At 66.7% G+C, this 19,309-nt stretch carries 20 protein-coding genes; 10 read left to right on the top strand and 10 right to left on the bottom strand.

Going from position 1 to position 19,309, the window contains the following annotated elements:
* The first annotated feature begins 2 nt into the window (after positions 1–2).
* Positions 3–368 (top strand): hypothetical protein, encoded by a 366-nt coding sequence (locus tag EV580_RS07780; protein WP_286171493.1) that lies wholly within the window; start codon positions 3–5, stop codon positions 366–368.
* Positions 369–433: 65 nt separating this feature from the next.
* Entirely contained in the window at positions 434–1,261 is an 828-nt protein-coding gene (locus EV580_RS07775) for a hypothetical protein (protein ID WP_133690466.1), read from the top strand.
* 13 nt (positions 1,262–1,274) lie between these two features.
* Here EV580_RS07775 and EV580_RS07770 read toward each other — a convergent pair whose 3' ends face one another.
* Positions 1,275–1,841 carry a TetR/AcrR family transcriptional regulator gene (locus tag EV580_RS07770; RefSeq protein WP_208114575.1) on the bottom strand — a complete coding sequence of 189 codons (567 nt, stop codon included), beginning with the start codon at positions 1,839–1,841 and terminating at the stop codon, positions 1,275–1,277.
* A gap of 90 nt (positions 1,842–1,931) precedes the next feature.
* Between EV580_RS07770 and EV580_RS07765 the strand changes: the two genes are divergently transcribed.
* Entirely contained in the window at positions 1,932–3,155 is a 1,224-nt protein-coding gene (locus tag EV580_RS07765; RefSeq protein WP_133690465.1) for an alpha/beta hydrolase family protein, read from the top strand.
* Here the strand turns inward: EV580_RS07765 and EV580_RS07760 are convergent.
* The gene (locus tag EV580_RS07760; protein ID WP_133690464.1) at positions 3,152–3,562 is read right to left on the bottom strand and encodes a DoxX family protein; all 411 of its coding nucleotides are present in this window, start codon (positions 3,560–3,562) and stop codon (positions 3,152–3,154) included. The genes EV580_RS07765 and EV580_RS07760 overlap by 4 nt on opposite strands.
* Before the next feature lie 63 nt (positions 3,563–3,625).
* On the opposite strand from EV580_RS07760, the gene EV580_RS07755 reads away from it, so the two are divergent.
* Together EV580_RS07755 and nudC are read left to right on the top strand one after the other, a co-directional pair.
* Positions 3,626–4,699, top strand: a complete 1,074-nt coding sequence (locus EV580_RS07755) for a potassium channel family protein (protein ID WP_133690463.1) — start codon at positions 3,626–3,628, stop codon at positions 4,697–4,699.
* A 5-nt stretch (positions 4,700–4,704) separates the two neighbouring features.
* A complete protein-coding gene (nudC, locus tag EV580_RS07750) occupies positions 4,705–5,625 on the top strand; it encodes an NAD(+) diphosphatase (RefSeq protein WP_133690462.1) in 921 nt (306 codons plus the stop codon).
* Here nudC and EV580_RS07745 read toward each other — a convergent pair.
* Positions 5,622–5,873: a mycoredoxin gene (locus tag EV580_RS07745; protein WP_133690461.1), complete on the bottom strand. Its 252-nt coding sequence runs from the start codon at positions 5,871–5,873 to the stop codon at positions 5,622–5,624. The genes nudC and EV580_RS07745 overlap by 4 nt on opposite strands.
* A gap of 61 nt (positions 5,874–5,934) precedes the next feature.
* Here EV580_RS07745 and EV580_RS07740 point away from each other — a divergent pair, with 61 nt between their 5' ends.
* Entirely contained in the window at positions 5,935–8,031 is a 2,097-nt protein-coding gene (locus EV580_RS07740; protein WP_166654651.1) for an ATP-dependent DNA helicase UvrD2, read from the top strand.
* Between the two features lie 15 nt (positions 8,032–8,046).
* Here the strand turns inward: EV580_RS07740 and EV580_RS07735 are convergent, their stop codons facing one another.
* The 4 genes from EV580_RS07735 to tpx form a co-directional block, all read right to left on the bottom strand.
* Positions 8,047–8,472 carry a hypothetical protein gene (locus EV580_RS07735; protein ID WP_133690460.1) on the bottom strand — a complete coding sequence of 142 codons (426 nt, stop codon included), beginning with the start codon at positions 8,470–8,472 and terminating at the stop codon, positions 8,047–8,049.
* Positions 8,473–8,569: 97 nt separating this feature from the next.
* On the bottom strand, positions 8,570–8,758 hold the full coding sequence (locus EV580_RS07730) for a hypothetical protein (protein ID WP_133690459.1): 189 nt from the start codon (positions 8,756–8,758) through the stop codon (positions 8,570–8,572).
* Positions 8,759–8,825: 67 nt separating this feature from the next.
* Complete coding sequence (locus EV580_RS07725; RefSeq protein ID WP_133690458.1) at positions 8,826–10,154, bottom strand: DUF1254 domain-containing protein; 1,329 nt, start codon at positions 10,152–10,154, stop codon at positions 8,826–8,828.
* A gap of 2 nt (positions 10,155–10,156) precedes the next feature.
* Complete coding sequence (gene tpx / locus EV580_RS07720) at positions 10,157–10,651, bottom strand: thiol peroxidase (RefSeq protein WP_133690457.1); 495 nt, start codon at positions 10,649–10,651, stop codon at positions 10,157–10,159.
* 199 nt (positions 10,652–10,850) lie between these two features.
* Between tpx and EV580_RS07715 the strand changes: the two genes are divergently transcribed.
* Both EV580_RS07715 and EV580_RS07710 read left to right on the top strand, forming a co-directional pair.
* Positions 10,851–11,036: a hypothetical protein gene (locus EV580_RS07715; protein WP_133690456.1), complete on the top strand. Its 186-nt coding sequence runs from the start codon at positions 10,851–10,853 to the stop codon at positions 11,034–11,036.
* Positions 11,037–11,173: 137 nt separating this feature from the next.
* Positions 11,174–11,443, top strand: coding sequence for a WhiB family transcriptional regulator (locus tag EV580_RS07710; protein WP_133690455.1), 270 nt, complete (start codon positions 11,174–11,176; stop codon positions 11,441–11,443).
* 19 nt (positions 11,444–11,462) lie between these two features.
* On the opposite strand, the gene EV580_RS07705 is transcribed toward EV580_RS07710, so the two are convergent.
* The 3 genes from EV580_RS07705 to EV580_RS07695 form a co-directional block, all read right to left on the bottom strand.
* Entirely contained in the window at positions 11,463–12,830 is a 1,368-nt protein-coding gene (locus EV580_RS07705) for a macrolide-binding ATPase MABP-1 (protein ID WP_133690454.1), read from the bottom strand.
* A gap of 1 nt (position 12,831) precedes the next feature.
* Positions 12,832–13,638, bottom strand: coding sequence for a TOMM precursor leader peptide-binding protein (locus tag EV580_RS07700; protein WP_133691084.1), 807 nt, complete (start codon positions 13,636–13,638; stop codon positions 12,832–12,834).
* Positions 13,639–13,703: 65 nt separating this feature from the next.
* Complete coding sequence (locus EV580_RS07695; RefSeq protein WP_133690453.1) at positions 13,704–15,089, bottom strand: zinc-dependent metalloprotease; 1,386 nt, start codon at positions 15,087–15,089, stop codon at positions 13,704–13,706.
* 96 nt (positions 15,090–15,185) lie between these two features.
* Here EV580_RS07695 and EV580_RS07690 point away from each other — a divergent pair, with 96 nt between their 5' ends.
* On the top strand, positions 15,186–16,208 hold the full coding sequence (locus tag EV580_RS07690; RefSeq protein ID WP_133690452.1) for a YlbL family protein: 1,023 nt from the start codon (positions 15,186–15,188) through the stop codon (positions 16,206–16,208).
* A gap of 103 nt (positions 16,209–16,311) precedes the next feature.
* On the top strand, positions 16,312–19,308 hold the full coding sequence (locus EV580_RS07685; protein ID WP_133690451.1) for a UPF0182 family protein: 2,997 nt from the start codon (positions 16,312–16,314) through the stop codon (positions 19,306–19,308).
* Position 19,309: the final 1 nt, after the last annotated feature.

Raw genomic sequence — 19,309 nt, 5'->3', positions numbered from 1 at the left:
CCATGAAGACGAGCCATCGGCGGAAGCGGACCATCGCAGCGGCGGTGACGTCTGTAGGCGTTGCGATCATCGGCATGGGACTTACCGCGGGAACCGCCCAGGCGAGCGTCGACCCGAGCGGGCCCTATTCGTGGTGCCCCGGAGATCCGCCGGTGGAGACCGGAAACAAGCGGACCAACCCCGTGATCTGGGACAACAACGCATGCCACTCGTATTACATCGTCTACCACGGCCAGGGCAACGTCGCCCAGAACATCTGGGATGGCCCGAACCCGCCTGGACCGCCTCCCGGACAGGGCTTCGTTCCGCCGCCGCCGATTCCGGAGGGGTGGTGCTGGGGCTTGTTCTTCCCCTCGCCCTGCCCCTAGGGTCGCAGCGGAACTCCGCGGTTGCGTGCGCGTTGAGTGAGACAACCGAGGAGGTGCCAAGGAGCATGCACCGAGCGAACGACGCCGGTGTTCTCAGCGATCGGCTGCGCGATCTGGTCGGCGCCGAGGCGGCTATGAAGGCCGGGAACATTAGCCGTGATCCAAACGTGGCATCGATGACGCTGAATGAGCTTCAGCGTGAGATCCATGAAACCGCAATGGCATTGGCGGCGGCCCTGGGTGAGGATGCTGCGGCAGGCGATGCGCTTGCCAACGCGGTGAGGGAGGAAATCAGGCTCGCTACCTCGCCCACGAAGCCAAAGAACTACGTCGTAACCGACAGCGCCAAAATAGCGGGCGAGCTGCATCGGCAAGCTGTGGGCGCTTGGTTCGCAACGGGATTCTTCCTGCTGGGAACGGTGCTTTCGCTGGTCAACCACGAATGGGCGGTCGCGAGTGCCCTCGCGGCGGTCGCACTCCTGTGCGTCCTACGTACCCGGGTGGGAATCACACGTCTGCGGGTTGACCGGCCGTCTGGCCAGATCTTTCTTCGCCACCGTGCACGATGGGAGCCAATCGACTTCGCGCAGTACTCACACGCTCGCGGACTCTATGCAGGCTGGCCGATCCGAGTTCCGTCCGTGATCGTTGTCCAGCGTCGGCCTGTCTACCGGTATACGACGGGCACCGTCCATCGTCTTTTTCCACACCGAACCAGAAAGCGGATGGTCTTCCTCATCAATTCGTGCTGGCGCACCGAGGAGGGCCACCTGGTAGCTGCATACGCTATGGACGACCTGATCGAGAATGCCTGCAGGCGTGCGGGTTTCCGAATCGAGCGCATCAAATCAGGGCTCGCGGGATTGCCCGGATGGCTCGGGAAACGCAGGTAAGGCCGTCCGGAGCTTATTTGACGGTGAACGCCCGTTCGACAAACAGCCCGAGATCCGACTCGCTGACGCGCAGCCCCAGCAGGTGGCGCAAGTAGATGGGCGCCAGGATGCAGTCGACGATGACGGTGTAGTCCAATGCGGGTTCGCCGCGTTCGCGGCCGCGGTCGAGCATGTCCTGAAACTGCATCGCCCGCTGAATCAGGAACTCGCGACGCTTCTCGGCGGTCAGGTCACCGGCGCCGATCAATGCCTGCAGGAACGCCAACCGGCCCGGCTGGGTGATCTCGGCGGCGGCGTTGCGGGCGTAGGCAAGCAGATCGCCGCGCAGCGTCCCGGTGTCGGGCACCGGTGAGGTCTCCGACAGTCTCGCCGCCTCGACATCGAGGATGACCGCCTCCAGGCTGCCCCAGCGTCGATAGATGCTCGTCGGATTCACCCCCGCGCGCCGCGCGACGTCGGCCACGGTGAAACCGCCCGGGCCCGCCTCGACCAGCAGTGCGTCCACCGCCTCGTGGACCGCTGCGGCGACCCGGGCGCTGCGCCCACCCGGCCGCCGGCGCACTCCTGGGTCTTCCACCACGCGGCAAGCTTAAAGCATTAACCCTTGCTTTTAGCGCAACGCCGTCGTACCGTCGCTTAAAGCAACTAGAAATGACTTAAGGAGCACCTCATGGAACCGGTCCTCTTCGCCGACGACACTTCGTTCTGGTTCGAAACGCTGCGGGTGCTCGGCGCCGCCACCTACGGCGGAGCCGATATCGGTGAGGTGATCACCACCGCACAGGCGATCACGGCCGGCGACTACGACAGCTGGTACGACCAGTGGCTGGCCGTCGCCGACCGGGTCGCCGCCGAAGCGGAAAAGGCTCATGCGGCAGGGCATCTCGTGAGTGCCAGAGACGGCCTATTGCGGGCCAGCAACTACTACCGGTCCGCCGATTTCTATCTGCACGGCAACCCTGGTGATCCGCGCATCAGCCACGCCTACACCCGTGCTCGGGATTCCTTCAGAGCCGCGGCGGCCCTGTTCGACCCGCCGGTTCTGCCGATCGAGATCCCTTACGAGACAACCGTATTGCACGGCTACTTCTACCCGGCGCACGGCGACAGCAGTAGCGGGCCGAAGCCGACGATCATCATGCACAGCGGGTTCGACGGCACCTGTGAAGAGATGCATTTTCTCGGTGCCGCGGCCGCTCAGGAGCGCGGCTACAACGTCGTCACCTTCGACGGGCCCGGTCAGCCGGCAGCGATGCACTATGACGGTTTGGTCTTCCGGCCCGATTGGGAGAACGTCGTCACGCCCGTCCTCGACTGGACGCTGCAACGGCCCGACGTCGACCCGGACAAGGTCGCGCTGTTCGGTGCGTCGATGGGCGGCGAGCTGGCGCCGAGGGCGGCCGCATTCGAACATCGCCTGGCTGCCTGCATCGCGTTCGACGGTGTGTACGACATGGGCCTGACCGTGACGCGCAACATGCCGGTGCCGCGCGCCGAAGCGGAGGCCGTACTCAGAGCCGAGTCCGCGCCCGAGGTCGACGCGATGATCGACGCGCTGATGGCCACCGACCCGAACATCCGCTGGGCCGCCACCCACGGCCAGTACGTCATGGGCGTCGGCAGCCCGCGGGCGTTCTTCGCCTCGTATCTGGACTACACCCTCGCCGACGGAATCGCCGAACAGATCACCTGCCCGACGCTGGTATGCGAAGCGGCCAGCGACATCTTCTTCGACGGCCAACCCCAGATTCTCTTCGACCACCTCACGTGCCCGAAGACACTGCTGAAGTTCACCGACGCCGAGGGTGCCGGCGCACACTGCCAAGCCGGTGCGGGACGTCTGGCATTCGCCCGCATCTACGACTGGCTGGACGAGACGCTCGCCGGGGTCTAGTACTTCGGAGCGTTGCGCCTGATCGCCAGCGCCTGGGTGATCATCGGGACCTGCAGCGGCAGCCGGGCCAGCGCGACGAGCTTCATCGGCCACGGCTTGTCTTTCCAGAGCCGGACCATGTTGACGTTGGCCGGGAACACCGCCAGATACAACGCGATCGCGAACAGCGCCGCGGCACGCCGGGTCCGCGGCACCAGCAGCATGGCGCCGATTCCGACCTCGGCGACGCCCGAGGCGTAGGTGTAGAACCGCGCGTCGCCGGGCAACTCGGCGGGCACGATGTCGTCGAACGGTTTCGGCGCGGCGAAGTGTCCGACGCCGATGCCGATGAGCATCAGCGCGGCGCGGTAGGCCGGCAGCTGGCTGGCGCGGCTTGCGGGTTCGAGTTCGGTTGTCGTCGTCGGCATGGGTACATAATGCTGGAGTGTTGGCACCCAAGGCGAGAGGGTCGGGCTTGATGACGGAGTCGCGTGGCCAAGGGTAGGTTGCGGCGCAGGCTCGAGGCGATCGACGAGAACCTGGCAGCCAAGCCGGACAGCGCGCTCGTCGACTACCTGCACATCCCGGACAAGTTCGTCAGCCCCGGTCGCCGCATCGGTCGCCGGCTGCTCTACGCCCTGACCGCGCTGTTCGCCGCGGTGGTCATCGTCTATCTCGACCGCGACGGCTACCGCGACGTCCGTGGCGGCGAAATGACCTTCCTGGACTGCCTGTACTACGCCACGGTGTCGCTGTCGACCACCGGCTACGGCGACATCACGCCGTTCACCGAGCAGGCCCGACTGATCAACGTCCTGGTCATCACGCCGCTGCGGGTGGCATTCCTGATCGTGTTGGTCGGTACCACCGTCGAAACCCTGACCACGGCGTCGCGGCAGGCTCTCAAGATTCAGCGTTGGAGGAACAGCGTGCGCAACCACACCGTCGTCATCGGCTACGGGACGAAGGGCAGGACGGCGGTCGCCGCGATGATCGGTGACGGTGTCGCGCCCGCCGACATCGTCGTCGTCGACACCGATCAGCCCTCACTGGACCGGGCCAACGCGGCCGGGCTCGTCACGGTCCGCGGTGACGCCAACAAGTCTGACGTCCTTCGGTTGGCCGGTGCCCAGCACGCCAATTCGATCATCGTGGCCACCAACAGCGATCCGACCGCGGTGCTGGTCACCCTGACCGCGCGGGAGCTGGCCCCGAAGGCCAAGATCATCGCCTCGGTCCGGGAAGCCGAGAACCAGCACCTGCTGCGCCAGTCCGGCGCCGACTCGGTGGTGGTGTCCTCGGAGACCGCGGGCCGCCTGCTCGGCATCGCCACCAGCGCGCCCAGCGTGGTGGAGATGATCGAAGACCTGCTCACCCCGGACGCCGGTTTCGCGATCGCCGAGCGGGAGGTCGAGCACAAAGAGGTCGGCGGTTCCCCGCGGCACCTGCCCGACATCGTGTTGGGCGTGATGCGGGACGGCAAGCTGCTGCGCGTCGACGACCCGACCGTCGACGCGCTGGAGACGACCGACCGGCTGCTCTACGTCCGCACCGCCGGAGAGTGAGCGCGGTGGCCTTCCGACTGCGTAATGTTCCGCTGCTCTCCCGCGTGGGTGCCGACCGTGCCGACCATCTGCGCACCGATATCGACGCCGCGATCGCCGGTTGGGCCGATGCCGCGCTGTTGCGGGTCGACCACCGCAATCAGGTGATGATCGCCGGCGGCCAGGTGGTGCTCGGTTCGGCGGCCAAGCTGGCGGACAAGCCGCCTCGCGACGCGGTGTTCCTGGGCCGGCTGCCGGACGACCGCCATGTGTGGGCGGTGCGGGCCGCGCTGGAAGCCCCCGACGACGGCGGCGAGGCCGAGGTGTCGGACCTGCGCCGGGGCGGCCAGGTGTTCGACGACGTCAGCGCTCAGCTGGTGGCCTCGGCGCTGGCCCTGTTGAACTGGCACGACCAATCCCGGTACAGCCCGCTCGACGGTTCGCCGACAAAGGCGATCAAGGCCGGCTGGTCGCGGGTCAATCCGCTGACCAACCACGAAGAATTTCCCCGCATCGATCCGGCCATCATCGTGTTGATCCACGACGGCCACGACCGTGCGGTGCTGGCCCGCCAGACGGTGTGGCCGCAGCGGCTGTTCTCGTTGCTCGCCGGATTCGTCGAAGCGGGGGAGTCGTTCGAGTCGTGCGTGGTGCGCGAGGTGAACGAAGAGGTCGGGCTGACCGTCACCGACGTCGAATACCTGGGCAGCCAGCCGTGGCCGTTCCCGCGGTCACTGATGGTCGGGTTCCACGCGATCGGAGATCCTGAGCAGGAGTTCGTCTTTCACGACGGCGAGATCGCCGAGGCGGCATGGTTCACCCGCGCCGAGGTTCGTGAGGCACTCGAGCACGGCGACTGGAGCAGCGAGTCGTCGTCGCGGCTGCTGCTGCCGGGATCGATATCGATCGCCCGCGAGATCATCGAATCCTGGGCGGCCCAGGATTAGGACGCCAGCTTGGCCTGGACCTCTTTGAGGCTGGGGTTGGTGAGCGCACTGCCGTCGGCGAATTTCAGCGTCGGGACGGTCTGGTTGCCGTTGTTCACCGACATCACGAATTTCGCGGCGTCCGGGTCGTGTTCGATATCGACCTCGGCGAAGGAGATCCCCGCCGATTTCAGCGCGGTCTTGAGGCGCTTGCAGTAGCCACACCACACGGTGCTGTACATGGTGAGCTGGGGATCGTTGCCACTCATGGGCACGAACTTATCGGAGCGCCAGCGTGCAATGTCCCCACCCCCTGCCAAGATGGACGCCATGCCGGTGACCGTCGATCATTTGACCGGCCTCGACGACGAACAGCGCGAAGCCGTGCTGGCCGCCCGCGGGCCGTTGTGTGTGCTCGCCGGTGCCGGCACCGGCAAGACGCGCACCATCACCCACCGCATCGCGCACCTGGTCGCCAACGGTCACGTCGCCGCCGGCCAGGTGCTGGCCGTGACGTTCACCTCCCGCGCGGCCGGTGAGATGCGGGCCCGGCTGCGCGCCATGGATGCGCAGAACATCGGTGCCCCGGTCGGCTCGGTGCAGGCGCTGACGTTCCACGCCGCGGCGCGGCGCCAGCTGCAGTACTTCTGGCCACGGGTGGTCGGCGATACCCGCTGGGAGCTGCTGGACACCAAGTTCTCGGTCGTCGCCCAAGCCGCCAGCCGCAACCGGCTGCAGGTCAGCACTGACGACGTCCGTGACCTTGCCGGTGAAATCGAGTGGGCCAAGGCCTCATTGATCAGCCCCGAGGGGTACGCCGCCGCGGTCGCCAAGGTTCAGCGCGACATCCCGCTGGACGCCGAGAAGGTGTCCGTCGTCTACGCGGGGTACGAAAAGCTGAAGGCCAACCGCGACGGTGTCGCGCTGCTCGATTTCGACGACCTGCTGCTGCACACCGCAGGGGCGATCGAGAACGACGCGGCGGTAGCGGCCGAATTCCGGGACCGCTACCGGTGTTTCGTGGTCGACGAATATCAGGACGTCACCCCGCTGCAGCAGCGGGTGCTCGACGCGTGGCTGGGCAACCGCGACGACCTGACCGTCGTCGGTGACGCCAACCAGACCATCTACTCGTTCACCGGCGCCTCGCCACGCTTCCTGCTCGACTTCTCCCGGCAGTTCCCCGAGGCGACGGTGGTGCGCCTGGAGCGTGACTACCGCTCCACGCCGCAGGTGGTGTCGCTGGCTAACCAGGTGATCGCCGCCGCGCGCGGCCGGGTCGCGGGCAGCAAGCTGCACCTGATCGGTCAGCGCGCGCCCGGCCCGTCACCGACTTTCCGCGAGCATCCCGACGAGGTGGCCGAGGCGACGGCGGTCGCCCGCTCGATCAAGCGGCTGGTCGAATCCGGAACGCCCGCAGCCGAAATCGCGGTGCTCTACCGCATCAACGCTCAGTCCGAGGCGTACGAAGAGGCGCTGACCGAGGCCGGCATCCCGTTCCAGGTGCGCGGCGGGGAAGGCTTCTTCAGCCGTCAGGAGATCCGCCAGTCCTTGGTCGCGCTGCAACGGGCGGCCGAACGCGGTGCCGAGGGCGAGCTGCCCGAGATCGTGCGTGCGGTCCTCGAACCACTCGGGCTGACCGCCGAACCGCCGACCGGTACCAAGGCCAGGGAGCGCTGGGAGGCGCTGACCGCGCTCGCCGAACTGGTCGACGACGAGGTGGCCGCGCGCCCGCAGCTCGAATTTCCTGCGCTGATGGCCGAATTGCGGGTGCGTGCCGACGCCCGCCACCCACCGGTGGTGCAGGGTGTGACGCTGGCATCGCTGCACGCCGCCAAGGGTCTGGAGTGGGATGCGGTGTACCTGGTCGGCCTGGCCGACGGCACGCTGCCCATCTCGCATGCCCTTGCCCACGGCCCCGACAGTGAGGCGGTGGAGGAGGAGCGTCGCCTGCTGTACGTCGGAATCACCCGCGCCCGAGTGCATTTGGAGCTCAGCTGGGCGTTGGCCCGCACCCCGGGCGGGCGGCAGGGCCGGCGCCCGTCGCGATTCCTCAACGGCATCGCGCCGCAGACCCAGGCCGAGCCGACGCCGAACAAGCCGCGCCGCCAGAAGGGTGCCACTCCGCGCTGCCGGGTCTGCAATGCGGTGCTCACCACCGCGCCGTCAATCATGTTGCGCCGCTGCGAAACCTGCTCGGTCGATATCGACGACGAGCTGCTCGCCGAACTCAAGGACTGGCGGTTGCGCACCGCGAAGGAGCTGAAAGTTCCTGCCTACGTGGTGTTCACCGACAACACGCTGATCGCGATCGCCGAATCGCTACCGGCCGATGACGCTGCGCTGGTGGCGATCCCGGGGATCGGCGCCCGCAAGCTAGAGCAGTTCGGGCCCGACGTGCTCGATCTGGTGCGCGCCCGCCACTAACTCGGCCGGATCATGTCACGGGTGGCCGGGGCCGTAGTTCACCGTCCTGGTGGTCGAATTGGTCCCGTTGTCGGCGATTCCCGGGGTGCCTCCGCCGGTGTAGCTGCTGACGTCGCCGACGCCGAGGCTGGCCGTACCGCCTGGATTGTTGACCGTGGTGCCGCCGGTATAGCTGGACGCGTCGCCGACTCCGACCGAGGCACCCGCGCAGATATTGGCCGGGAAGGCGCCCGGATACGGCGACGACTCGCCACACAGGCTGTTCGACGTCGAGCCGCCGGTGTAGCTGGACGCGTCACCGACGCCGGCGGACGGTCCGAAGCCCGCACCGGTCACCGCTCCTGATTCGCCGTCGGCCGACGCGATGGGGGAGCCGCCCAGTGACATGACCACGGACGTGGAGGCCAGCCCGAATTTCCAGATGATTTGTCGCCTGTTCATGATTTAGGACCCTTTCGTTCACCTGTTGTTCACCAAGAGTACGCCCGATCGAGTGCAAATGAATGGCTGCGCGGCGTTGCTCGTGCGGCCGGCGTGGTCAGTCGGCGGTTGGCTGATCCGTGACAGCCCTCAACTCACCGCGGTGTGGGCTGTCGGCCGCGGCGACGGTGGAGTCGATCGCCGCGACCGTCACAATCGACGCGATAGGACCGACCGGCCTTGCTGATGGTCGGTTGCGATGATGAATCAGATTGTGCTTGACGTCATTTCGCGTGATCTGGTCCATTCCTCAAGGATGGCGCCGAAATCCGCCCGGGTCACGCGACTCATAGAGAACGCAAATGTTGTACGGCTCAGGCCTGCAACATCTTTGGCGGCTGCCACGTCCCGTCCAGCGCGTCGGCCTTGGGCCAGTACAGCCGCAGCGCGGCCACGAACGGTCCGCCCGGAGCGGGCAGCCAGTTGGCTTCCCTGTCCGCGCCCGGGGAGGAGTTCTGCACGTAGATCGTCACCCCGCCGTCGGAATCCTTGAGCAGGTTGGGCAGCATCGGCGAATTGATCAGGTAGCGGTCAATCGGGTTGTCCACCAACAGGCTTTCGGGCAGCCGGTACATCGTCACCGACCAGAACGCGTTGACCGGTGGGAGCCCGCCCGCCGGGAACGTGAGGGTGTAGTCGTGTGCCCCGGTCAGCGGCTGGCCCGCGGCATCGGTGGCCAGCACGGGATACATGGCTTCCTGAACGGAGTTGCCGTAGATGCCCAGAACCGCACCGGCCATCCGATACAGGTAGTTGCCCGCCAAATCGTCCTTGGTGCCGAACAATTCACCCGCGCGAACCTGGCCGGCGTCGATCTTCTGTTTGAGAGCGCCGAATTCCACCCAGGCGTCGGCGATTCCGGCCGCCAGGGCATCCCGTGGTTCGTCTGAGAGACGGGCGATGCGGGCCCGCAGGTCTTGCTCGGACGGCAGCGTGGGGGCGAAGCCCAGCAGAAAGGTCAACAGGCCGAAGAACTCCGGCGACGTCTTCTGCTCGTCGGGGGCCAACGCGGCGGGAAAGTCGAGCGTCGGCGCCGGTGTCGGGGCGGGCTGGTCGAGGAATGCCGACAGCGGCTGCGCGGTGTACCCGGCCTGGATCGTCTCGACGTTGTCGAGGTCGTCGGGGCCGAACAGCTGGGTGCGATAGACGACCAGCACGAAATCGGTGTCGGAGCGGATGACGTCGTCGATCCCCTCGGGCGTCGCGCCATCCCAGCCCGGGCCGGCCAGCAGATAGGTGCCGCCGCCGTTGCCGGTGGCGCGGCTGCCCACGTAGGCGAAGTTGTGGGTGTAGCCGTCGACGAACTGCAGCGAGTAGTAGCGGCCGGTCTCGATCGGCGGGACGTGCAACACCAGCGGCTCGCTGCGCAGGTCGGCACCCACCATCGAGTAGGGGGTGTCGGAGTTGGGGGTCTGGATCGCGGTGTCCGCCGGGGTGTAGACCCGGGCAATGCTGTGCACCTGGTTCCAGGCGCCCTTGTACTCGGGGTTGTCGGTGTCGACGAAGTAGGAGTACTGGATGCGGTAGGTGTCGACCATCGGGAAGCCGTAGATGTAGGCCTCTTTCGCGATGGCTCTGACCTGCTCGGAGGTCAACGGTTCCCCGGCCGAGGGGGCCGGGGAACCGTCAGAACCTGAGGTCATGGTCAGCCCAGTGCGGCGAGCGCTGCGTCGTAGTCGGGCTCTTGGCCGATCTCGGGAACGAGCTCGGTGTAGGCGACTTTGCCGTCAGCACCCACGACGACGACGGCCCGGCCGAGCAGGCCCGCCATCGGTCCGTCGGTGATCGTGATGCCGTAGTCCTCACCGAAGCTGCTGCGGAAGGCCGACGCCGTCACGACGTTCTCGATGCCCTCTGCGCCGCAGAATCGCTTCTGGGCGAACGGCAGATCCTTCGACACATTCACCACCGGCGCGCCGGTGGCTGCGGCGCGCTCGTTGAACGTCCGCACGCTGGTGGCGCACACGGGGGTGTCGACCGACGGGAAGATGTTGAGCACCACGGCTTTTCCGCCGAACTGGCCGCTGTCCACGGAGCCGAGGTCGGTGCCGGTCAGGTCGAAAGCGGGGGCCTGGGCGCCGACGGCGGGCAGGTCTCCAACGGTGTTGATCGGGTTTCCACGCAGGGTTATCTGTGCCATGGGAATCAGTTTGTCAGGACCGCCTTCAAGCTCGCTGCCCGGGTCGGCCCGGCAGACGAAGTTCCCGCACGCCTCAAACCGCAAAAGCGCAGGTCAGAAAATCGCTTGTGCTGAAATCGTGTTAGGGTTTAGCCTCGATTCATCAATCCTGTGCCGATCGATGGCTACAGGGCGGCGTGACGAGAGGAGGGATCTGACGATGAGCAGCACCACAGCCAAATTTGGCGTAGCTGGCATGGCGCGGCGCGGATGGTCCTACCTCGGTGTCGTCGCGACCCCGTCGCATGCAGCCCATGCCGCTGGCGCAGCCGCTATTTCGGCTCAGCCCAAGCGTCGCGCCAACGCCGCCCCGACGATCGCGTCCGTGGACAGGAGCTTCATCTAGGAAAGCTCCCAGACACAGCCACTGGCCACGGACCCGAAGTCAAAAGGATCCGTGGCCTCTGTGTTTCCACCAGAAACCTGGTCCCGGATCCCTCTCAAACGAGATAGCCATTCGACCAGGAAGCAGGTGAGCGAGACATGTCGGCATCGACAGTCCGCCAGGAGAAGCTGCCGGTGTTGCCGTGCCATGTCGGGAATCCCGACCTGTGGTTCGCCGAGAGTCCGATCGACCTGGAGCGCGCCAAGGTGCTCTGCGCGGAATGCCCGATCAGGCGTCAGTGCCTGGCCGCCGCGCTGGACCGCGGTGAGCCCTGGGGTGTTTGGGGCGGCGAGATCATCGAGCGCGGCAGCATCGTCGAGCGCAAGCGCCCGCGTGGGCGTCCCCGTAAGGACGTGATCGCGGCTTGAGTCGTCGGGCCCGAACCGGTCAGTGCGCCGGTTCGGGTTCGACGAAGCCGGGAACCAGCTTGGCCGCCAGCTCCCGCGTCGGCACGTGGGCGTCGAGCTGACACGAGATCGCCACCGTCGATGCGATCACCCGCAGCGGAATCGCCAGCTTGGCCGGCAGATCCATCGACCGGGCCGTCTTGATCTGTGCCGCCGAGACATTCATGTTCGCCGCGGCCATCTTCTGCAGCCACCGGCGGGTGTAGTGGAACACCTCGACCTCGATCGGCTCCACGTACTGACGCAGCATGTCGTCGATTTCATTCGCCGACACCTGCTCACCCTTTTGGATGAAGCCGACCCGCTCCATGGTGGGCAGCAATTCGTCGTAGTTCTTGTCACGGGCCAGACAGATGATCTGGCCGATCTCGATGGGCAAGCCGTCGGGCAGCGGGCCGACCGCGCCGAAGTCGATGACACCCATCCGGCCGTCGGGCAGCATCATGAAATTCCCCGGATGTGCGTCGCCGTGCATCATGCCGAGCCGCGACGGCGCATCGAAGGTCAGCTCGATAAGCCTTGTGCCGCAAAGGTCTCGCTCGTCGGGCGTGCCCTCGCGGATGATCTGCGCCATCGGCACGCCGTCGATCCACTCGGTGATCATCACCTTCGGGGCGCTGGCCACCACGTGCGGCACGACGAAATGCGGATGTCCCTCGTAGGCCTTGGCGAACGCGCGCTGGTTGTCGGCCTCCAGCCGGTAGTCCAGCTCCATCTCGGTGCGTTCGATGAGCTCGTCGACGACACCCTGCACGTCGGCGCCGGGGGCCAGCTGTTTGAACACACTGACCAAGCGCTGCATGGTCTTCAGGTCGGCGCGCAAGGCTTCGTCGGCGCCGGGGTACTGGATCTTGACCGCGACCTCGCGGCCGTCCGACCACACACCCTTGTGCACCTGGCCGATGCTGGCCGAGGCCACCGGGGTGTCGTCGAATGAGGTGAAGCGCTCACGCCACTTGGTGCCGAGCTGGCCGTCGAGCACTCGGTGCACCTTGGCCGCGGGCAGCGGCGGGGCGTCCTTCTGCAGTTTGGTCAGGGCCTCGCGGTACGGCTCGCCGAACTCCGCGGGGATCGCGGCTTCCATCACCGACAGCGCCTGGCCCACCTTCATGGCGCCGCCCTTGAGCTCGCCGAGCACGGTGAACAACTGGTTGGCGGCCTTCTCCAACAGCTCGGCCTGGACCTCGTCTTTCGACTTGCCGGTCAGCCGTTTGCCGAAGCCCAGCGCCGCCCGGCCGGCGAAACCGACCGGGATGGTCGCCAGCTTGACGTTGCGGGCCGCACGGCCGCGCTTGATGTCTGCCACGAGACCATCATCCCTGACGAACCTCTTCTGGCAACCACCGATGTCAGCATTGGCAGTTCGGATGTCGTGACCAGCGACGAGCCGAGATCGTGTTGCTGTTCACGTCGACTTGCAGGGTGGTGTTCAGCGTGGCCGGCGGCGCCCCGGCAGCTTCCTGCCCACGAACAGCGGTGATGATGCGCTGTAGCTGGCCCAGCGCGACAGCAACGGTTGCCAACACGGTCGGACGGTCGGCGTTGCCGATCACGTCACGTAGCTGGGCGGCCACCGCGGGCCACGCGCCGTCGCGGTCGGTGCGGTGCAGGTCGGCGCAGGCCAGACAACTCGTGACCCCGGGGATCACCAGTGGGCCGACCAGCCCGGTGCCGTCACGCACCCGCACCGGCAGGTGCGGGACGCCGGCGGTGTGCAGATCCCGGACCAGCCGTGGGTCGGCGACCAGGTAGTCGCTGAGCACCACCATGTCCGCGCTCGCCGCCGACACCGAAGCGTTGGAGTGGCTGGTCTGCGCGATCCGCGCCCCGCTGCGCTGCAACGCCTCGACCAGTAGGTCGGTCAGCGGGCCGCAGCCGTGCACCCGGATCGACAGTGCTCGGGCAGCCGGCCTGCGGGCCCGGTCCCGGACCACACCCCTGCTGACCAGGGCTTCCAGGATCTGTTCGACGTGGCCGGCCAGTCCGTGAGTGATGGCCAGCCGATGGAGGTCGGCCCTGCCGAGCGGCACTTGCATGCCGCGCAGCAGCGCGGCCAGTGCGGACGGTGTCGCGCCGTCAGGGGGTCGGACCAACACGGCCCGACGGGGATCCCAGCCCACCTGCACCGCGCCGTCGGGTCGCAGCAGCACCGGCATCGCCGGGTCCAGCGCATAAAGCCGGCTCACCCGCCGACTGTGGCACCACGAGGGCGCCGCGCGGCTCAGCTATCCACAGGCCCGTCGTTGTCGTCGGGCCCAGCCTTTTTGTCGTCCTCTCCGGACTCCGTCGACTTCTGGAATTCCTCGATCGCGGCGTCGATGTCCAGGCCGCTGGTGTCACCGCCGATGATCCGGTCGATGAACCCGGCCGGCTCGTCGAGATCCGCGGAGCTGGGCAGCAGGTCGGGGTGTTGCCAGACACCGTCACGGGCGTCGATGCCGACGGCGTCGGTCAGCCGCTCCCACAGCACGGCGGCTTCGCGCATCTTGCGGGGCCGCAGTTCCAAGCCGACCAGCGTCGCGAAGGTCTGCTCGGCCGGGCCGGCGGTGGCCCGGCGGCGGCGCAACATCTCCGACAGGGCGGCCGTGCCCGGAATGCGGTCGCCGAGAGCACCGGTGACCACGGTCTGCACCCAGCCCTCGATCAGCGCGAGCAGGGTTTCCAGCCGCTCGAGCGCGGCGGTTTGCTCGGGGGTGGCTTTGGGCTCGAACATGCCCTGGCTGAGCAGCTGTTCCATGGCGGCGGGGTCGGCAAGGGCGGCCGGGTTGAAGCCCTGGGCTAGCTCCTCGATCCCGCTCATGTCGATCTTCATGCCCTTGGCGTACGCCTCGACGGCGTTGAGCAGCTGGCTGGACAGCCACGGGACATGGCTGAACAACCGGTGGTGGGCCGCCTCGCGGGCGGCCAGGAACGTGAGGATCTCGCTGCGCGGCTGCTCGAGACCCTCGGATAGCGCTTCGATGGCTTCGGGCATCAGCGCCGCGACACCCTTGGGGCCCAACGGAAGCCCGATGTCGGTCGACGTGAGCACCTCGCGGGACAGCTTGCCGAGCGCCTGGCCCAGCTGCGAGCCGAACGCCATGCCGCCCATCTGGGTCATCATCGCCAGCAGGGGACCGGCCATCGCCTTGGCTTCCTCGGGCAGCGACGACGCCCACACCGAGCCGATCTGCTCGGCCATCGGATCGCACAACCGCTTCCAGGTGTCCAGCGTGCTGTCCACCCACTCGTTGGGCGTCCAGGCGACGGCCTTGGTCGCCCCGGCGGGCAGCGCGGTCGCGCCGTCGAGCCAGGTGTCGGCCAGGTGCACGGCGTCGGCGATGGCCGAGCTGGTGGCGGCCGGGATCGGCGCGACGAAACCGATGGAGCTCGACGCGAGCTGGCGGGCCAGGTCGTAGTTGACCGGGCCGGACGAACCACCGCCCATCGGGTTGCCTGCGCCGCTGAACATCTGGCCCAGCTTGGTGAAGATCTGGCCGAGGTCAGCCATGTTGAAGTCGCCGCCGCTGAAGCCGAACGGGTCAGCGGGGCCGGAGTTGGGGTCCTTTTTCGGCTTGTCTTTGTCGGGGTCGTCTCCCGAGGAGAAGCCAAAGGGCAGGTCAGCCATGTCTCAACCGTACTCACCCGGCGTCGTGGTCGGCGAATTGGCGATCACGCTGTCAGTGAACCGGGCCTTCAATGGACTCCGTCTAGTCTTGGCGGCGTGAACAGGCGGATTCTGACGCTGATGACGGCGCTCGTGCCGATCGTCGTCTTCGGCGTGCTGCTGGCGGTCGTGACGGTGCCCTTTGTCTCGCTGGGCCCCGGGCCGACGTTCGACACGCTCGGCGAGGTCGACGGCAAGCAGGTGGTGGCCATCAACGGCATCGACACCCATCCCACCTCGGGGCACCTGAACATGACGACCGTCGCTCAGCGCGACGGCCTGACGTTGGGCCAGGCGCTGACGCTGTGGGTGTCGGGCCGCGAGCAGCTGGTTCCCCGCGATCTGGTGTTCCCGCCGGACAAGTCGCGCGAGGACGTCGAGAAGGATCAGGACGCCGATTTCAAGAACTCCGAGGACAGTGCCCAGTACGCCGCTCTGGGTTACCTGAAATACCCGAAGGCAGTGGTGGCGGCCAAGGTCAACGACCCCGGCCCGTCGGCGGGGAAGTTGAAGGACGGCGACGCGATCGACGCCGTCGACGGTAAGCCGGTAGCGAACATCGCCGAGTTCACCGGGTTGCTCAAGGCCACCAAGCCGGGCCAGGAGATCGTCATCGACTACCGCCGCAAGAACGCCCCACCCGGCACGGCGCGGATCACGTTGGGCACCAACGCCGACCGCGAATACGGCTATCTCGGGGTGGCTGTCCTGGACGCGCCGTGGGCGCCGTTCAGCATCGATTTCAACCTGGCCAACATCGGCGGGCCGTCGGCGGGACTGATGTTCAGCCTGGCCGTCATCGACAAGCTCACCACCGGTGACCTCAACGGATCGAAGTTCATCGCGGGCACGGGAACGATCAACGAGGACGGCAAGGTCGGCCCGATCGGCGGCATCACCCACAAGATGCTGGCAGCCCAGGAAGCCGGGGCTTCGGTGTTCCTGGTGCCCGCCGACAACTGCGATGAGGCCACGTCGATGCGCGACGACGATATGGAGCTGGTCAAGGTGGACACCTTGACCGGTGCCGTCGACGCCCTGCACACGTTGACCTCCGGCGGCCGTCCGCCCAGCTGTTGACGCGTCGCCGCAGGACAGAACCCCTGTCGCGATGCGTAGAGTTGTGGCCGTATTGCTGCAACGGCGCGGCGCGGCCGCCCGACAAGACCCAGGAGCCTGACAGGTGAGTATGCGGCCCGGCGCCCGGATGCCGAAGCTGACTCGGCGCAGCCGGATTCTTATCGGTGTTGCGCTCGCGGTCGTACTGCTGTTGTTGGTGGGACCACGCCTCGTCGATAAGTACGTGGAGTGGTTGTGGTTCGGCGAGCTGGGCTACCGCTCGGTGTTCACCACAAAGGTGCTCACCGAAATAGTCGTATTCCTGGTCGCCGGTGTGCTGGTCGGGGCAATCGTGTTCGCCGGGCTGGCACTGGCCTACCGAACCCGGCCGGTATTCGTGCCGACCGCGGGGCCCAACGATCCGGTGGCGCGCTACCGCACCGCGGTGATGGCCCGGCTGAAGCTGTTCGGTATCGGGGTGCCCGCGGTGATCGGCTTCTTCGCCGGCTTTGTCGCGCAGAGTTACTGGCCGCGGATCCAGCTGTTCCTGCACGGCGGGGACTTCGGAATCACCGACCCGCAGTTCGGCAAGGACCTCGGCTTCTACGCATTCGATCTGCCGTTCTACCGGTTGGTGCTGTCGTATCTGTTCGTCGCGGTGTTCCTGGCGTTCCTGGCGAATCTGATCAGCCACTACATCTTCGGCGGGATCCGGCTCGCCGGCCGCAGTGGTGCTTTGAGCCGCCCGGCGCGAATCCAGCTGATCGCGTTGATCGGCACGCTGGTGGTGCTCAAGGCTGTCGCGTACTGGTTCGACCGCTATGAGCTGCTGAGCCACACCCGCGGCGGTAAGCCGTTCACGGGTGCGGGCTACACCGATATCAACGCGGTGCTGCCGGCCAAGCTGATCCTGATGGCCATCGCCTTGATCTGTGCGGCCGCGGTGTTCTCGGCACTGGTATTGCGCGACTTGCGGATTCCCGCGATCGGCCTGGTGCTGTTGCTGCTGAGTTCGCTGATCGTGGGCGCCGGCTGGCCGCTGGTGGTCGAGCAGATCAGCGTCAAACCCAATGCGGCGCAGAAGGAAAGCGAATACATCAGTCGCAGTATCGTCGCGACCAGGCAGGCCTACGGACTGACCAACGACCACGTCAACTATCGCGACTACACCGGAAACGCACCGGCCACCGCGCAGCAGGTGGCGTCGGATCGGGCGACCACGTCGAACATCCGGGTACTCGACCCGACGATCATCAGCCCGGCGTTCACCCAGTTCCAGCAGGGCAAGAACTTCTACTACTTCCCCGACCAGCTGTCGATCGACCGCTATCAGGGTCCCGACGGCGACCTGCGTGACTATGTCGTCGCCGCACGTGAACTCAACCCGGACCGCCTGATCGACAACCAGCGGGATTGGATCAACCGGCACACCGTCTATACCCACGGCAACGGGTTCATCGCCTCGCCGGCCAACACGGTGCGCGGAATTGCCAACGACCCCAACCAGAACGGCGGCTATCCGGAGTTCCTGGCCAGCGTCGTCGGCGCCAACGGCAGCGTCGTCTCGCCGGGTCCCGCCCCGCTGGATCAGCCGCGGGTCTACTTCGGTCCGGTCATCTCCAACACCTCGGCCGACTACGCGATCGTCGGCAAGAACGGCAACGACCGCGAGTACGACTACGAGACCAACACCGAGACCAAGAACTACACCTACACCGGCAGCGGTGGTGTCCCGATCGGCAACTGGCTGGCCCGTACGGTGTTCGCCGCCAAGTTCGCCGAGCGGAACTTCTTGTTCTCCAACGTGATCGGCTCCAACAGCAAGATTCTGTTCAACCGAGATCCGGCGCAACGCGTCGAGGCGGTGGCGCCGTGGCTGACCACCGACAGCACCGTGTACCCGGCGATCGTCAACAAGAAGATGGTGTGGGTCATCGACGGCTACACCACGCTGGACAACTATCCGTACTCGGAGCTGACGTCGTTGTCGTCGGCCACCGCGGACTCCACCGAGGTGGCGGTCAACCGGCTGGCGCCGGACAAGCAGGTGTCCTACATCCGTAACTCGGTCAAGGCCACCGTCGACGCCTACGACGGCACCGTGACACTGTATGCCCAGGACGAGTCCGACCCGGTGCTGAAGGCGTGGATGGCGGTGTTCCCGGGAACGGTGAAGCCGAAGAGCGAAATCTCGCCGGATCTTGCTGCGCACCTGCGCTATCCGGAGGATCTGTTCAAGGTCCAGCGGATGCTGCTGGCCAAGTATCACGTCGACGACCCGGTGACGTTCTTCTCCACCTCGGATTTCTGGGACGTGCCGCTGGATCCCAACCCGACCGCGAGCAGTTATCAACCGCCGTACTACATCGTCGCCAAAGACCTTGCCCGCAATGATGATTCGGCATCATTCCAGCTGACTTCGGCGATGAACCGGTTCCGTCGTGACTTCCTGGCGGCCTATATCAGTGCGAGTTCGGATCCCGACACCTACGGCAAGATCACGGTGCTGACGATTCCTGGTCAGGTCAACGGTCCGAAGCTGGCGTTCAACGCGATCAGTACCGACACCGCGGTCAGTCAGGACCTCGGTGTCATCGGCCGGGACAACCAGAACCGAATACGCTGGGGCAATCTGCTCACCCTTCCGGTCGGGCAGGGCGGCCTGATCTATGTGTCGCCGGTGTATGCCTCGCCGGGCAGTAGTGATGCGGCATCGTCGTATCCACGCTTGATCCGCGTGGCGATGATGTACAACGACAAGGTCGGCTACGGTCCGACCGTCAGTGCGGCGCTGGACGGCATTTTCGGTGCCGGCGCGGGCGCGACGGCGACCGGTCCCGCACCTGCGACTCCGCCGGGCGGCCAGCCGCCGGGCGCGCGTCCACCGGCAGCCCCAGCCCCGGTACCGGGAAGCGCGCCGGAGGTGCCGACGCCGATTGCGGCGGTGCCGCCTGCGGGTGTGCCGACCACGCTGTCGGGTCCCAAGGCGGCCGCGCTGCAGGATGTCGAGACCGCGCTGGGCGCCGTGCAGGAAGCCCAAAAGAACGGCAACTTCGCCGAATACGGCGATGCGCTCCAGCGCCTCGACGACGCCTTCAAGAAGTACGAGTCGACTAAATAGC

This window comes from Mycobacterium sp. BK086, from assembly GCA_004362315.1.
Lineage (GTDB): Bacteria > Actinomycetota > Actinomycetes > Mycobacteriales > Mycobacteriaceae > Mycobacterium.
This window is presented reverse-complemented; position numbering and strand designations above follow the sequence as displayed.